This is a genomic window from Williamsia sp. D3 (genome assembly GCF_000506245.1).
GTDB classification, from domain to species: domain Bacteria; phylum Actinomycetota; class Actinomycetes; order Mycobacteriales; family Mycobacteriaceae; genus Williamsia; species Williamsia muralis.
Map to the genome: position 1 here is coordinate 178425 of NZ_AYTE01000020.1, position 15792 is coordinate 194216.

The 15792-nt window shown below is 64.7% G+C and carries 13 protein-coding genes; 9 read left to right on the plus strand and 4 right to left on the minus strand.

Features of this window, described 5'->3' with window-relative positions; translation table 11 throughout:
• The first annotated feature begins 16 nt into the window (after window positions 1-16).
• The 8 genes from W823_RS56630 to W823_RS44120 all read left to right on the plus strand — a co-directional run bounded on the left by W823_RS56630 (window position 17) and on the right by W823_RS44120 (window position 7392).
• Entirely contained in the window at window positions 17-547 is a 531-nt protein-coding gene (locus W823_RS56630) for an ATP-binding cassette domain-containing protein (RefSeq protein ID WP_081729764.1), read from the plus strand.
• A 119-nt stretch (window positions 548-666) separates the two neighbouring features.
• Window positions 667-960: a hypothetical protein gene (locus W823_RS58875; protein WP_051406524.1), complete on the plus strand. Its 294-nt coding sequence runs from the start codon at window positions 667-669 to the stop codon at window positions 958-960.
• A complete protein-coding gene (locus W823_RS44095) occupies window positions 960-1688 on the plus strand; it encodes an ABC transporter permease (protein ID WP_051406525.1) in 729 nt (242 codons plus the stop codon). Before W823_RS58875 ends, W823_RS44095 begins: the two co-directional genes overlap by 1 nt.
• Window positions 1689-1750: 62 nt before the next feature.
• On the plus strand, window positions 1751-2875 hold the full coding sequence (locus W823_RS44100; RefSeq protein ID WP_023958632.1) for a substrate-binding domain-containing protein: 1125 nt from the start codon (window positions 1751-1753) through the stop codon (window positions 2873-2875).
• A 92-nt stretch (window positions 2876-2967) separates the two neighbouring features.
• Window positions 2968-3828, plus strand: coding sequence for a sugar phosphate isomerase/epimerase (locus tag W823_RS44105; protein WP_235189544.1), 861 nt, complete (start codon window positions 2968-2970; stop codon window positions 3826-3828).
• A 95-nt stretch (window positions 3829-3923) separates the two neighbouring features.
• A complete protein-coding gene (locus tag W823_RS44110) occupies window positions 3924-4898 on the plus strand; it encodes a TIGR03621 family F420-dependent LLM class oxidoreductase (RefSeq protein WP_023958636.1) in 975 nt (324 codons plus the stop codon).
• Between the two features lie 5 nt (window positions 4899-4903).
• Window positions 4904-5950 carry a zinc-binding dehydrogenase gene (locus tag W823_RS44115; protein WP_031332427.1) on the plus strand — a complete coding sequence of 349 codons (1047 nt, stop codon included), beginning with the start codon at window positions 4904-4906 and terminating at the stop codon, window positions 5948-5950.
• A gap of 104 nt (window positions 5951-6054) precedes the next feature.
• Window positions 6055-7392 (plus strand): serine hydrolase, encoded by a 1338-nt coding sequence (locus tag W823_RS44120; RefSeq protein ID WP_038253265.1) that lies wholly within the window; start codon window positions 6055-6057, stop codon window positions 7390-7392.
• A gap of 1 nt (window position 7393) precedes the next feature.
• Here W823_RS44120 and W823_RS44125 read toward each other — a convergent pair whose 3' ends face one another.
• From W823_RS44125 to W823_RS44140, 4 genes are read right to left on the minus strand one after another with little or no spacing between them, the layout of a single operon-like run.
• Complete coding sequence (locus tag W823_RS44125; RefSeq protein ID WP_023958642.1) at window positions 7394-8182, minus strand: SDR family NAD(P)-dependent oxidoreductase; 789 nt, start codon at window positions 8180-8182, stop codon at window positions 7394-7396.
• A complete protein-coding gene (locus W823_RS44130; protein WP_023958644.1) occupies window positions 8179-9279 on the minus strand; it encodes a zinc-binding dehydrogenase in 1101 nt (366 codons plus the stop codon). The genes W823_RS44125 and W823_RS44130 overlap by 4 nt, the downstream gene beginning before the upstream one ends.
• Window positions 9280-10233, minus strand: coding sequence for a TIGR03619 family F420-dependent LLM class oxidoreductase (locus W823_RS44135; protein ID WP_023958646.1), 954 nt, complete (start codon window positions 10231-10233; stop codon window positions 9280-9282).
• On the minus strand, window positions 10230-11969 hold the full coding sequence (locus W823_RS44140; protein ID WP_023958648.1) for a PEP-utilizing enzyme: 1740 nt from the start codon (window positions 11967-11969) through the stop codon (window positions 10230-10232). The genes W823_RS44135 and W823_RS44140 overlap by 4 nt, the downstream gene beginning before the upstream one ends.
• 262 nt (window positions 11970-12231) lie before the next feature.
• Between W823_RS44140 and W823_RS44145 the strand changes: the two genes are divergently transcribed.
• The gene (locus tag W823_RS44145) at window positions 12232-15615 is read left to right on the plus strand and encodes a pyruvate carboxylase (RefSeq protein WP_023958650.1); all 3384 of its coding nucleotides are present in this window, start codon (window positions 12232-12234) and stop codon (window positions 15613-15615) included.
• Window positions 15616-15792 lie beyond the last annotated feature (177 nt).

The window sequence follows — 15792 nt, forward strand, 5'->3', positions numbered from 1 at the left end:
CCGTCCCGATCTCGCGATGTCGGCGGGGATGGGTTGTGTTCCCGCAGAACGTCTCAGCAACGCCGCGTTCGCGACCGCATCGTTGCGCGAGAACGTGTCCGTGGCCGACCCGTGGGCGTACACCAGCGGTGGCTGGCTCCGTGCGGGACGTGAGAAGTCCGATGTGGCAACGTGGCTCGAACGTCTCGGGGTGCGTCCGACCGGTGACACCGAGCGGGCCCTCGGCACCCTCAGCGGCGGCAACCAGCAGAAGGTCATGCTGGCACGCTGGCTGCGGCGCAACCCGCGTGTACTCCTGCTCGACGAACCGACCCAAGGGGTCGACATCGGTGCCAAAGCCGACATCCACGCGTTGATCGACGACGCCGCGGAGAAGGGTGCCGCCGTCCTGGTGGTCTCCACCGACCACGGTGAGTTGACGAGGCTGTGCGACCGCGTGATCGTCCTGTCCGCCGGACGGGTCGTGGACGATCTGCGCCGGCCGCGCATCGACCCCGATCGACTGACCGCCTCCACTCTCAAGAAGCCCGTACTCGCCGAGTCCTGAGCCCTGTGAGTCCTGACCCCCGCGGCCGCCGTCTCGCGGCATCGCAGCGGACCCGATGCCCGATCCGCCGCAGCGACACCCCCTCTACCTCCGGGCACCACTTCGGTGAAAGGAACACCATGACAACACAATCCCCTGAAGAGACGGCGACATCACCGAAGGGTCCACCGCCCACGGGCGGCCATCAGGCGGGGCGCGGCAGGCGCAAGATCAACCTGGGTCTCGACCGGTTCAGCGGAATCTATGTGTGGGTTGCCATCATCGTGCTGTTCGCGATCTGGATCCCCGACACGTTCATGACCGAGGGCAACTTCCGGATCATCGCCGGCGACCAGGCGATCACCGCGATGTTGGCGATCGGATTGATCGTTCCCCTGGCGGCGGGAGTCTTCGACCTCTCGATCGCGGCGTGATGGGCTTCTCGGTCGCGATGGTCTCGTACCAGCTGTCCAAGGGGATCAGTGCACCGATCGCGATCATCACCACGTTGCTCTGCGGCGCCCTGATCGGTGCGGTCAACGGGTTCGTGGTGGTCAAACTGAACGTCGACTCCTTCATCGCGACCCTTGGTATGTCGAGCATCCTTCTGGCAGGCACATATTGGGTCACCGACGGAAAGCAGATCACCGAGGGCTTCACCGACGGCTTCCTCGATCTGGGCAGCAAGCCCTTCCTCGGGCTGCCCCTCCCGTTCTTCTACATGATCGCCGTCGCCGCAGTGATGTACGTGATCTTGGAAAAGACTCCCCTCGGCCGGTACCTGTACGCCACCGGTGGTAATCGCCAGGCGGCCAGGCTCGCCGGACTTCGGGTGGAGCGGATCATGTTCGGCGCGTTGGTCACCTCGGCGACCGTCGCGGCCCTCACGGGCGTCATCCTGGCTGCCAAACTGGGGACCGCCGCGCCTGACATCGGTCCCTCGTATCTGTTGCCGGCGTTCTCCGCGGTGTTCCTCGGTTCCACACAGATCCGGGCCGGAAGGGTCAACGTACTCGGCACGCTGATCGCCATCTACCTCCTGGCGACGGGTGTCAAGGGGTTGCAGCTCGCAGGTGCGCCCAGCTACGTCAACGACCTCTTCAACGGTCTCGCGCTCATCGTCGCCGTCGCGCTGGCGGCCCGCACCGCCCGTCGCGCCTGACGGCCCGGTCTCGAAACGTTTTCTCCACCCGGCCTATCGGCCACCCCTCGAAAGGAATCCATGTGAAAACGACAACCTGGACAAAGGCGTTCGTTGCCGTTGTCTCCGCGAGTCTGTTCGCCACCGCGTGTAGCAGCAGCGACGACGGCGGCTCCAGCCAGCCGGCAGACATCGCCGCCGCGCAGGCAGTGACCGATCAGTACGAGGCCGCGCCGGCCAACCTCGTGCTCGACACCCCGCTGAGCAAAGCCCCCGAAGCGGGCAAGTACGTCATCAGCATCGAGACCCCGCAACCGATCTCGAGTGCCAAGGACGACGCCATCCAGCAGGCTGCCGATCTGCTCGGCTGGCGGTACCAGCGGATCATCATGGGAACCGACGCAGAGGCCGCTCCCAAGGCGATGGATCAGGCCATTGCGCTGAAGCCGGATGCCATCCACTTCTCGGGCACCCCGGTGTCGATGCTGAGCAAGCAGATCGAGTCCGCGAAGGCGGCCGGGATCACCGTGATCGCCGACAGTGTCGGTGACGAGCCGATCCCCGGCGTGATCTCCACATCCTTGGATGGAACTGCGCAGGTGCAAGAGTGGGGAAAGATGGTGGCCAGTCAGGTTGTCGTCGACAGTGAAGGCGACGCGAACGTCGCGGTCTTCACGATCACCGATTACCCGATCCTCAATGTCTTCACCGATGCCTTCACCGCGCAGATGAAGGCGCAGTGCCCGGGCTGCAAGGTGGAGATGGTCAATCAGCAGGTCACCGACCTCGGTACCAAGACCCCTCAAAGCGTGGTCAGCACGCTGCAGCGAGACCCGAACATCAACTACGCGGTCTTCTCGTTCGGTGACCTCGTGCTCGGCGTGGACGCGGCACTGCGAGGTGCCGGCCTGCAAGACCAGGTGACCTTTGCCGGTCAGACCCCCACACCGGACAACTTGAAGTCGCTGGAAGACGGTGACAACAGCGTGTGGGTCGGTTTCCCCGTGCAGATCCTCGGGTGGCGCGTGCTGGACATGTTGGCCCGCTCGTTCAACGGCGATGACCTGGGGCCCGCGGACGATGCATTCCTGCCGACCCAGCTCCTCAACAAGGACAACATCGGATCCGCCGTGATCGACGACAAGACCGGCTTCTATGTCGGGGTCGCCGACTACCAGGACCAGTTCAAGGCCCTCTGGAAGAAGTGATCTCTGTGTAGGTGAGGGACTGCCCGGGGCGAGCACCATGCCCCGGGCACTTCCGCGCCATCGGTGAGACGCCCCGAATGATCGGAACCCGTATGGAACAGCCTCCACAGCAACGAATCCTGTCGTTGTCACACCTCTCGGCGATTGACGTGCCGCCGCCCCAGTTCATCGAGAACGCCGCGGCGGCGGGATTCAACGCAGTCGGACTCCGGGTGGCACAGACACCACGAGACCGCGGGTTCCAGTTGCTGGAGGGTTCGGCTCTTCTCCGCGACACCAGGCAGGCGTTGCACGACAACGGAATGCGCGTCCTCGACGCCGAGGTGATCAAACTGCACCCGGGCAGCTCGCGCGAGGACTGGATGCATGTGCTCGAGGCCGGACAGGCTTTGTCGGCGTCGTATCTGCTCGTGACCGTTATCGATGACGACTACCAGCGGGCGACCACGCTGTTCGGTGAACTCGCGGCTGCCGCAGCCGATCATGGTCTGCGGTGCTGCTTAGAACCGATGATCTTCAGTGCCGTCCGCGACATGGATGCCGCGGCTCGCTTCCTGGCCGACGCGGGTGAGGGCGGCTCGGGGATCCTGCTCGACGCGTTGCACGTTGCCCGGGCCGGCACATCGATCGACGACATCGCAAGGCAGTCGCCGGACCTGTTTCCCTATTGCCAGTTGTGCGACGCACTTTCGGCCGAACCGGCCACCGATGAGAACGCAGCGATCACCGAAGCGCGCCAGCACCGGCTGGCGCCCGGTCAGGGTGTGCTGCCGTTGGCCGATCTGGTCCGCGCATTGCCGCCGACGGCCGCGATCAGTGTCGAGGCGCCGTCTGACCGCGGCTCCGCCGATCCCCGTGGGTGGGCGGCCGAGCTGGGTGCCGCTGCTCGTGAACTCTTCGAGTACCTGGACCGCGACCTGGATCTCGACCGAACGGCAGCTGCGGGTCACTAGCCCTGACCGACTGCGGACTGTTCAGTCCGCCAGACCAACAAGCCCATCGGCCCATCTGGACGACAAAGACACACAACAGGACGAAAGTGGAAGTCATGACACATCAGACCCGCCCGTTTCGATTCGCTGCGCAGGTCTACCGCGCGAACACTGGCAGACAGTGGCGCGATGTGGCCCACAAGGTCGAGGACATGGGCTATTCGGCGCTTCACGTCTCAGATCACTACATCGGGCCTGGCGCTGCCCTGGATCCCACCGGCCACCGGCCGGTGACGATGGCCCCGATCACGAGCATGGCCGTGGCGGCCGAGGTGACCGAGACCCTGAAGGTGGGGTGCCGAATGTTCTGCACCAGTTACCACGAACCGGTTGTGCTGGCCAAAGAGACTGCAACGCTTGCGATGTTCGCGCCGGGCCGGATCGAGATCGGGTTGGGAGCGGGATGGCTGGGGGCCGAATACGAAGCCATGGGTATCGATTTCCCTTCGGCGGGGTCCCGGGTGGACCGTCTCGAGGAGACGATCGAACTCATCGCCCAGCAGTTCCGGGGCGAGCAGATCGACGTGGACGGCAAGATCGTCAAGGCCACGGGGTTTGCTCCGCTGCCCGTACCCGAGACCGCGCCTCCGATCATGGTCGGAGGTGGCGCTCGCCGGGTCCTGACGCTCGCCGGTAGGACCGCCGACATCGTGAGCATCAACTTCAACAACCGTTCGGGTGTCCTGGGTTCGGACAGTGTGCTCACCTCCACCGTCGAAGAGACCCTCAAGAAGATGGGCTGGGTTCGGGACGGCGCCGGCGATCGGTTCGAAGACATCGAGATCGAGACCGGCGCGTATTTCGTGGCGATCGAGGGCAAGACTGACGTCACCGAAGAGGCCTTGATCGATCGCACCGGCTTCAGCGGAGCTGAGCTCCGGGCATTTCCGCATGCTCTCGTCGGGTCCGTCGATGACATCTGCGAGCAGCTCGAACAAAGACGCGAGGAGTTCGGATTCTCCTACTTTACGATCGGTGATAGGGCCTACGAACAGTTTGCGCCCGTGGTCGAGCGCATGAGCGGGAAGTGAAGAGCATGGTTACCGACGGACCGAACAAGTACATACACATGGTGGCGCCGCAGACAGCAGAAACCGCGCTGGAGGCCGACCCGGTGCCAGCGCCGAACGGCGTGATCGTCGACATCGGCTATTGCGGAATCTGCGCCACCGATACCCACGGCTACGCATCCGCCGGCCTGCCGCCTGCCGTCTTCGGACACGAGTGGATGGGAACGATCAGCGCGGTCGGTGAGAAGGTCACCGGACTCTCGGTCGGGCAACGTGTGGTCGCCGGCGTCGGGCCGGCGTGTGGCCGGTGCGCTCAATGTCGCGCCGGGCATGCGGCTCACTGCGACCTCGCGTTCGCCGAAGCCAACGGGATCACCGACGACGCCCCTGTTCACGGCGGGTTCGCGACCAAGGTCAAAGTGTCTGCGCGCAGGGCCATTCCGATCCCAGACACGATCTCCGACGAGGAGGCGGCCCTGATGGAGCCGGCCACCGTCACCTTCCACGCGGTCAAGCGCGCCGGTATTCGCCTCGGTGCCGCCGTGGTGGTGCAGGGAGCGGGACCGATCGGTCTGCTCACCGCCCAGCATGCGAGGGTGGCGGGTGCCGGCAGGATCATCGTGAGCGAGCCTTCGCCCGCTCGACGCTCGGCGGCCGTCGATCTGGGGTTCACCGAGGTGGTCGAGCCGGGCGATCTGAAGGCGCTGCTCACCGCGGCCACCGATGGACTGGGCGCGGATGTGCTCTTCGAATGCACAGGCGTGGCCGAATTGCTCCAGCCCTCTGCCGAACTGGTCCGTCGAGGCGGAACCCTCGCACTGCTGGGCTACCCGGGTACCAATTCGTCGGTGAGCTATGGAGACTGGCAGAGCCGAGAGCTGACGGTGATCGGTTCCCTGGCATATTCGCACGAGGACTTCCTCGGCGCCATGACACTCATCGCCGCCGGCCGGGTGGATGTGCGCTCCCTGCACACGGGCACCATCGGCCTCGATGAGCTGGTGCCCATGTTCGCCGAACTGGATTCGGGAAAGAGTCGTCACGCAAAGGTTCTGGTGGATCCGAGGAGGTAGTACGCGGGTGGTGGCCGACGGGTATGCCAGTCGCCACGGTTGCTGTATGGAAGCGCTCAACACCAGGTAGTCTCCTTCTGATTCGACCTGGATGAGGAACGCAGATGATTCGTGCCGGCAAGCTCATGGGAACTTCACTCGTCGCGGTGTGCGTCATCGCCACTGCGTGCAGTACTTCCGACAGCAATTCGCAGTCGCCATCCCCTTCGGCCGGCCCGTCGTCGGTTACGAGTTCAACTCCGGCCCCGCCACAGTTCGCGGCCACTCTGGCGCCGCTGATCGAGAAGACCATGGCGGACAACGTCATTCCCGGTTCGGTTGTCATGGTCAGTTGGCCCGGTCACGGTGATTGGGCACAGGCTTTCGGAACGCGCACCATCGGAGCGAACGAACCGATGACCGTCGATGACCACTTCAGGGTCGGCAGCAACACCAAGACGATGACGTCGACGGTGATCCTGCAACTGGTCCAGGAAGGCAAGCTCGCACTGGATGACCCGATCGGTAAGTACATTCCCGGCGTTCCGAACGGCGACCGCATCACCGTGGCCCAGCTGTCGGAAATGCGGAGCGGGCTCTACAGTTACACCCTCGACGCCGGCTTCAATGCGACTCTCGACGCTGACCCCGGCAAGGTCTGGCGGCCCCAGGAACTCCTGGATATCGCGTTCTCCCACGAGGTCCAGTTCGAACCGGGCGCGCGGTTCGACTATTGCAACACCAACATCGTTCTTCTCGGGTTGCTGATCGAGCAGATCACCGGAAAGACCGCTTCCGCAGCGTTCTCCGAGCGCATCTTCGAGCCGCTCGGACTGAAGAACACCTCGCTGCCGCTGCCCCCGGATGCTGCCATCCCGGACCCGCACCCGAACGGGTACTCGTTCGGTACCAACGTGTCGACCATCAACACATACGAATTGCCCGCTGCGGAGCAGCCGCTGGCCCTGAACGGAACGCTCAAGCCCAACAATGAAACCGACGCCAACCCGTCGTGGGCGTGGACCGCGGGTGGAGCGATATCGACGATGGGCGATCTGGCGACCTACGTCCGCGCTTTGGTGGGTGGTGGTCTGCTCGACCCGCAGATGCAGCAGATACGGCTGTCCAGCATCACCCCGACCGATCCGGGCAACCCGGCCGCTGCCGGTTACGGACTCGGCATCGCCCGCTTCGGTCCTGAGTTGACCGGACACGACGGACAGATTCCTGGGTTCATGACATTCATGGGCCACGACCCGAGCAGTGGACTCACGATCACGATCGGTACCAATCTGGCCACCGTGCCCACAGGCGAGGGTTCGGCATTGACGATCCTCAAAGCCATCATGCCGGTGTTCTACGGCACGGGATCGGTGCCCGGAGCTGACCCGGCAGCGGCACCGTCGTCTGCGGGGGCACCGACCCCCACGACCGCGTCGGCCACGCCGACGCCGGGTGGGTGAATCAGCGCGCAGGTACCGGGATGGTCTGACCGCTCCCACAAGTGGCGCCGCCATCGACCGGGATCGCGGTTCCCGTCACGAACGACGCCAGCGGTGAGGCGAGAAACGCGATCACCTCGGCGACCTCACGTGCGGTACCCCAACGATGCAGCGGCACCATGGCTTTGAGCGACTCGTACCGCTCGGGCGTGTTCTCTTCGATGCGTTTGGTCATGCCCGTGCTGATGGGCCCCGGGCAGACGCAATTGATCCGGATCGAGTCGTTGGCCAAGTCCAGTGCCAGTGACTTGGCGAGATTGACGACGCCCGCCTTGGCCGCGGCATAGGGCCACCGGTTCGGCTCGCCACCCATGGCGGTGGCGGACGAGGTGATCACCACAGAACCGCCGCCCGCCCGGCGGAAGAAGGGGATCGATTCGCGGATACCGAGGGCCACCGCGCGGAGATTGACGTCGATCGACCGGTCGAAGACATCCATGTCGAGGGTCTCGATCGAACCCGACGCCGGAACTCCGGCATTCAGGATCAGCGCATCGAGGGTCCCGAATGACTCGACGGCCACCGACATCGCGTCGCGGTTGTCGACGCTCAGCGTGACGTCGCCGACGAAGGGCACCGCGTGGTCGTTGCCGCTGAGCCAGTCCAGGCTGTCGGCCGACCGGTCGAACGCGACCACGCGACCGCCGCGTTCGAGGATCAGCTCGGCGGCGGCCCGGCCGATGCCGGAGGCAGCACCTGTCACGACCGCGACGAGTCGGGTTGCATCCGAACCGTTCTCGGCCTGGGTCATGACGGCATCTCGATGATCGCACGTCCCACGATCTCGCCGCGCGCGAGAGCCTTGTACGCCTCGTCCGCCTGCTCGAGCGTGTACCGACGGGTGATGACGCGCTCGGGCTCGACGATGCCGCCCGAGACCATGCGGAGCAGTGCCGGCATGTCCCGCCGTGCCTTGGCTCCATACGAACCATGGATCTCCAGCTTGCGGCGAACGAGCCGGGCGAGGTCGATTTCTCCCGCAGAGCCGGCGGGGGCGATGCCGACCACCACGGCGCGACCACCGTCGTCGAGGATCTCCATCGCCGTGGCGAAGGTGTGTTTGTTGCCCAACGCCTCGAAGGCCACGTCAACACCGTGGCCGTCGGTCAGCGCCCGAACCTCGGCGACCACGTCGGTGGTGCTGGAATTGATGGTATGAGTTGCACCCAGTGCGGCAACGGCTTTGAGCTTCTCGTCGTTGACGTCGATGACGATGATCTGCGCCACTCCGGCGGCCGCAGCGAACTGTACGATCGACGACCCCACGCCTCCGGCAGCGATCACTGCGATGCGGTCACCGAGTTCGAGCTCTGCATTGTTGACCGCGCCCAGCGCGGTGAACGAGCTGCATCCCAGAATCGACACCTCACCGAGGCCTACACCATCCGGAACCTTGAAGGCGTCAGACGCCGGGACCACGCAGAACTCGGCCAACCCGCCCATCGAGTACATCGCAAGCGACGTACCGTCCTCGCGCGCCAGCCGGGTCTCGCCGTCGTAGAGAGTGCCGTTCAGTCGATTGTGCGCAAAGAACTTCTCGCACAGGTCTTCCAGTCCGCGCACGCAGTGACGACAGTCGCCACAGGGCATGATGAAACTGCAGACGACCCGGTCGCCGACAGCAACGTTGTCCACGCCATCGCCGATCTGCTCCACCACGCCGGAGACCTCGTGCCCGAGTACTGCGGGCGCCGGGAACTTCACCTCCGACTTGAGCACGTGCAGGTCGGTGTGGCACACGCCGCAGGCGGTGACCTTGAGAAGAATCTCGCCACGGCGTGGCTCGGGTCGGGGGATGTCTTCGATCGTGAGGTCGGGGCCGTCTCCGGCCCACACCGCTGCCTTCACTTACACACTCTCCTTCGCCAATTGTGCTGCTGCCGACTCTTCTTCGGCGGTCTCGAGCAAGGTGGCCAGCCGCGCGGGTGCCTGTGCCCAGTCTCGGGTGGACCGCATCTCGTCCCAGAAATTGATCTCGACGATGAACTGTTCGGCCCCGGCAGCGACTGCCGTCCGGATGTCGCGGCGGACGCCGTCGACACCCTGGCCACCGGAACCGACCGCATCGGTCGGCCGCTGCAGGTACGAGCGCAAGAAGAGGCGTACGGGGGCGAGCTGATCCGGCCGTACCTCGCGCATGGTCTGCAGTTGATCGAGCAACGCCTCCGCGGACCCGCTGCTGGGATTCCAGATGTCGAACAATGCTGCGGTACGGGCCAATCCAGCGGCCGAACGCAGCCCGGACAACAGCGGCGGGTGAGGCTGCTGCACCGGCTTGGGCCGAACCACCGACCTGGGAATGTTGAAGAAGTCGCCTGAGAACTCGACAGGGTCGGGGCCCCAACATGCTTGGACAGCCGCGACCAACTCGCTCATCCGTCGTCCGCGTGTGCGCGGATCCACATCCATCTGTCCGTGCTCTTCGTCTGACCAGCCCGCGCCGAGCCCAGCGACCAGTCGGCCGCCGGACAGCACATCGAGCGTCGAAAGACGCTGAGCCAGTTCGATGGGTCGGTGATACCCGGCAACCAGGATGCTGCTGCCGATCATCGCCTTCTGTGTGCACGCGGCAACAAACGCCATGAGCTCGGTGGCGCCGAGCACGGAGCGGTAGGCCGGGTGCACGGTGGTGGTGTGCCTGCCGCCGTAGATCGATTCGTTCTGCTCTGGGTAGAACAGGTGCTCCTGAACCCACAGGCTGCCAAAGCCCAGTTCCTCTGCGGCAACGGCGAAGTCGCGCACCGCCGTCGCGTCGACGTGTTCTCCGAGCTGGGGGAGGGTGAGACCGACCTTCAGGGTCACAGTACGGTCACTGTCCCGGTGTTGCCGTCCACCTCGATCATCGCGCCGTCGGGGATGCGTGCGGTCGCATCCTGGACCGAGACCGCACAGGGAATGCCCAGTTCGCGGCAGACGATCGACGAGTGGGTGATGGTGGCCCCGACGTTTACCACCACGCCACCGGCAAAGACGAACAACGGGGTCCAGGCCGGGTCCGTCTGCGGTGCGACGATGATGTCGCCCTCGGCGAGATCGCCTGCGTCATAGGGGTCGTGAAGAACTCGAGCTCGGCCCCGGCTCACGCCCGGAGCGCCTCCCACGCCACTGAGAGTGTCGCCCGGCAGGGCGGGCTCCGATTTGTGTTCGGTCCGGCGCGGCCACTGTGACAGGGGGAGAGGCTCGAACAGGAAGAACGGCGGTTCCAGGTCGAACAACTGGAGGTATTGCTCGCGACGCTCGGCGATGGTGGCCGAGAACGACTCGGGGTCGGCAGCGAAGTCGTCGAGCTCGGTGTCGAGCAGCATGGTGATGTCGTGGTGGTCGTCCATCACTCCGCGAGCGACCATGCGGTGCCCCAATTCGTAAAGTGCCGCTCTCATCTCACCCATCACCTTGACGCACGATGTCTTGGTTCGTTCGCGCCATGGCATGAACTTGGTGATCGACTTGGCTGCATCGAGGAAGCTCTGGCGGGTGTCTGCATCGGGCATCTTGTCGGCGAGTTCGGCCGTGAGCGCGATGCGCTTGGCCTGGTTGCGCTCGAGGATCAGCTCTGGATCGGCATCGTCGGGACTCAGACGCATGCCGTTGATCGCCATCAGTGCGAGAACAGGTTTGGTCTCCCAGCTGTCCGAACGGATGTCCCATTCGTTCGGTGCCCGGGAGCCGTACTTGTACAAGAAGTCGTCGAAGTCGATGCGGAACTGCTTGACGTCGGGGGAATCACTGGCGTCGACCGCGTCGAGCACAGTGGCGAGACCGCCGTCGAAGATGGTGGTCAGCTCGTCGGAGGCAGCGACAAGGCGGCCCATCTTCCACATAGCGAAAGACGGAGCGGCCGAATCGACACCGCCCAATCCGCTCAGCAGATCGCCGAGTTTGTCGCTCTCACCGATGGACTCGAGCAGGGCGCCGGCCACTGCCGGTCCCATCGTGGACAGTGTGGTGGTGACCGGGTGATAGGCGTAGCAGAAGACCAGGTCGGGAACGAATGATCTTGCGTGGTCGACCAATTCCTGGTCGCTCAGGCTGCTGAGGTCAGGACGCTGCTCACGCGCGAGGTCGGCGCGGCGCTTGGTCTCTTCGGCCTCGGGATACGTATCGGTGGTCAATGCCCACGCCGTCTTCTCGGCAAGACCCGCGGTCAGTTCAGCGTTCTCGTGGCCCGGTTTCGGCTCGTACTCCGGCAGGTCGGGGTGGTCGCCCACCCAGAGGCGGTTCCACACCGGCACGGTCAGGCCAGGTAGACGAGCGCCGTTGAGTTCGGTCATCGAGAAGTTGGTGTAGTGGTAGCCGCCGAAGTTACCGATGATCTCGGGCATCGTCTCGTCGATCTCGGAGGCCAGGTGGGTTCCGAGGTGCTCGACGTAGCCTTCGCGCCACCCGATGTTGAGGCCTTTGTTCCACACGAGGGTCACGTTCAGCGGACTCGACGGGTCGGGCAGGACCTCTCCCGCGTTGGCCCGCGTGTAGACGGGGTAGCGCTCACTGAACTCCCAATCGGTGATCCAGTGGTCGGCGCGTGGCGCGTTGCTCATCGAGTCCTCCTGAGGGCAGCTGACGGACTGTATTTCAAGTCACACTATAGAAACATCGCCCAAATAGAAACATGTACAGAGATATTGCGCAGCAAGTTGAGCAACATTCTCAGCCGACCGCCGATTCTGACTAACTTGACTGTCCATCTAGTAAGTGATGGTAAAACGTGAGAGACTCAGCTCACATACCTCGCCCCACCGTGCCTGCCCGTGCGGTGTGATTCGCCGTTCCCGGCATCGTCCCGACAAGAGAGGAACGCCCATGTTCACAAAGGTCCTGGTCGCCAACCGTGGCGAGATCGCGGTCCGCGCATTTCGTGCCGCCGTTGAACTGGGTGCGTCCACGGTTGCCGTCTACCCGTACGAAGACCGCAACTCGGCCCATCGCGCCAAAGGGTTCGAGGCGTATCAGATCGGTGAACCAGGCCATCCTGTTCGCGCCTACCTCTCTGTCGACGAGATCATCTCGGCCGCACAACGTGCTGGTGCCGACGCGATCTACCCCGGATACGGTTTCCTCTCCGAGAACCCGGACCTGGCCGCTGCCTGTGCAGCTGCGGGGATCACCTTCGTCGGCCCGTCAGCGGACATACTCCGGCTGACCGGAGACAAGTCGCACGCTGTGGCCGCCGCCCGAGCCGCCGGGCTGCCGGTGCTGGCCTCCTGTGCGCCATCCGATGATGTCGACGAGCTGGTCGCCGCAGCGGAGGGAATGCACTTCCCTGTGTTCGTCAAGGCAGTTGCCGGCGGCGGCGGCCGAGGAATGCGACGTGTCGCCGACCCGGAGTCACTCCGGTCTTCCATCGAGGCTGCATCGAGAGAGGCGCACACGGCGTTCGGAGACGGGACCGTCTTCCTCGAACAGGCGGTGGTCAACCCCCGGCACATCGAGGTCCAGATCCTGGGTGACAGCAGCGGCGAGGTCATCCACCTCTTCGAGCGGGACTGCTCGTTGCAGCGGCGACACCAGAAAGTTGTCGAGGTGGCGCCCGCGCCAGGTCTCGATCCCGAACTGCGCGAACGTATCTGCGCTGACGCGGTGAAGTTCGCTCGGCACATCGGATACACCTGCGCAGGCACCGTGGAGTTCCTCCTGGACCCGTACGGCAATCACGTCTTCATCGAGATGAACCCGCGGATCCAGGTGGAGCACACCGTCACCGAGGAGATCACCGATGTCGATCTGGTTGCGGCGCAACTGCGTATCGCATCGGGCGAGTTGCTGACCGACCTTGGCCTGACGCAGGACTCCATCGAGATCCGCGGCGCTGCCATGCAGTGCCGGATCACCACCGAGGATCCCACCGACGGGTTCCGCCCCGACACCGGCCGGGTCACGGCCTATCGCACACCTGGCGGCTCCGGCGTCCGATTGGACGGCAGTGTCGGACTCGGGTCGGAGATCGGTTCGCATTTCGACTCGATGTTGGTCAAACTCACCTGCCGAGGACGCGACTTCGCCACCGCAGCGGCCCGCGCCCGGCGGGCGATCGCCGAGTTCCGTGTACGTGGCGTGGCGACCAACATCCCTTTCCTGCAGGCAGTCCTGGACAATCCCGACTTCCTGGCCTGGAGGGTCGACACGTCCTTCATCGAGAATCACCCGGAACTGTTGACCCAGAACGTCTCCGCGGACCGGGGCACTCGCATCCTCCGCTACCTCGCAGACATCACCGTCAACCGGCCACACGGCGAGCGTCCGTCCACCGTCTACGCCGTCGACAAGCTGCCGGCGGTGGACGTCGGCAACCCACCTCCGGCCGGGTCGCGGGATCGGCTGCTCCGCCTCGGACCGACGGCGTTCGCCGCAGACCTCCGTCGCTCGACGGCTCTGGCCGTCACCGACACCACATTCCGGGATGCCCATCAGTCCTTATTGGCAACGCGCGTACGAACCCGTGATCTTGTCGCCGTTGCGCCCTATGTGGCCCGGATGACCCCGCATCTGCTGTCTGTGGAGGCGTGGGGAGGGGCGACATACGATGTGGCGCTGCGCTTTCTGCACGAAGACCCGTGGGAGCGACTGTCCGCGCTACGTGAGGCGATGCCGAACATCTGCATCCAGATGCTGCTGCGAGGCCGGAACACGGTGGGATACACGCCGTACCCCGACGAGGTGACCCATGCGTTCGTTCGCGAGGCGGCAGACACGGGTGTCGACATCTTCAGGATCTTCGATGCGCTCAACAATGTCGACCAGATGCGCCCGGCCATCGATGCGGTTCGCGACACGGGCACAGCCGTTGCCGAAGTGGCGATGTCGTACACCGGCGATCTGACCGATCCAGATGAGGATCTGTACACGCTCGACTACTACTTGCGACTCGCCGAACAAATGGTGGAGGCCGGCGCACATATTCTCGCGATCAAAGACATGGCCGGTCTGCTGCGTCCCCCGGCCGCCGCCACCCTTGTCACAGCACTGCGTTCACGTTTTGATCTACCGGTTCATCTCCACACCCATGACACCCCGGGCGGTCAGTTGGCCACGTACCTCGCGGCCTGGGACGCCGGGGTCGACGCCGTCGACGGTGCCAGCGCCGCGCTGGCCGGCACCACCAGTCAGCCGGCTCTGTCGGCGATCGTGGCCGCGACCGAGCACACACCACGTGACACCGGGCTCGATCTCAGCGCCGTGTGCGACCTCGAACCGTATTGGGCCGCAATCCGTTCGAACTATGCGCCATTCGAGTCAGGACTCCCCGCACCCACCGGCCGCGTGTACACCCACGAGATCCCGGGCGGGCAGCTGTCCAACCTGCGCCAGCAGGCCTCGGCGCTCGGCCTGGCCGATCGGTTCGAGGACATCGAGTCGGCCTATGCCGGCGCCGACCGGATTCTGGGCCGATTGGTCAAGGTGACCCCGTCGTCGAAGGTGGTCGGCGACCTGGCGTTGGCGCTTGTCGGCGCCGATGCGACAGCCGACGACTTCGCAGCCGAACCGTCCTCCTACGACATCCCGTCGTCGGTCATCGACTTCCTCCGCGGCGACCTCGGCGACCCCGCCGGTGGTTGGCCCGAGCCACTGCGGTCTCGGGCGCTGGCCGGTCGGGCCGAGCCAAGAGCGGTCACGCCCCTCACGGAACAACATCTGTCGGGACTGTCGGGGCCGAGCGAGGTCAAGCGGGAGACGTTGAACCGGCTGCTGTTCCCCGGCCCGACAACGGAATTCGAAAACCACCGCGACAACTTCGGAGACACCGCGCAGTTGTCGACCAATCAATACTTCTACGGCCTGCGGCAAGGCGAGGAGCATCGGGTGCAGCTCGAACCCGGCGTGGAGTTGCTGATCGGTCTGGAAGCCATCTCCGAACCCGACGCCCAGGGCATGCGCAACGTGCTGTGCATACTCAACGGTCAGCTCCGGCCGGTGCAGGTACGTGACCGCAGCGTCGAGACCACCACTCGCGAAGCCGAAAAGGCCGATCGCACCGACCCGGGGCAGGTACCGGCGCCCTTCACCGGTGTGGTCACGTTGTCGGTCAAAGAGGGCGACGCCATCGAGCAGGGTGAATTGGTGGGAAGCATCGAGGCGATGAAGATGGAGGCCGCGATCACCGCGCCCCGCTCCGGCACTGTCAGCCGTGTGCCCATCAGTGGTGCAGCACAGGTCGATGGAGGCGACCTGCTTCTGGTTATCGACTGACGAAGGACCGCAAGAACGTATGTGCGGGAGCAGAACTCGTGGCGGATGAGCGTCGGCATGTGTGTATGCAGGTGTTCGACGTGGCTCACATCGTATCGAACAGGTGTTCGACAAATCCAGTGATGGGCGGTAGACTTTGAGAAAGTAGTTCATCGGGGCTGGGGGGGCTTCATGAGT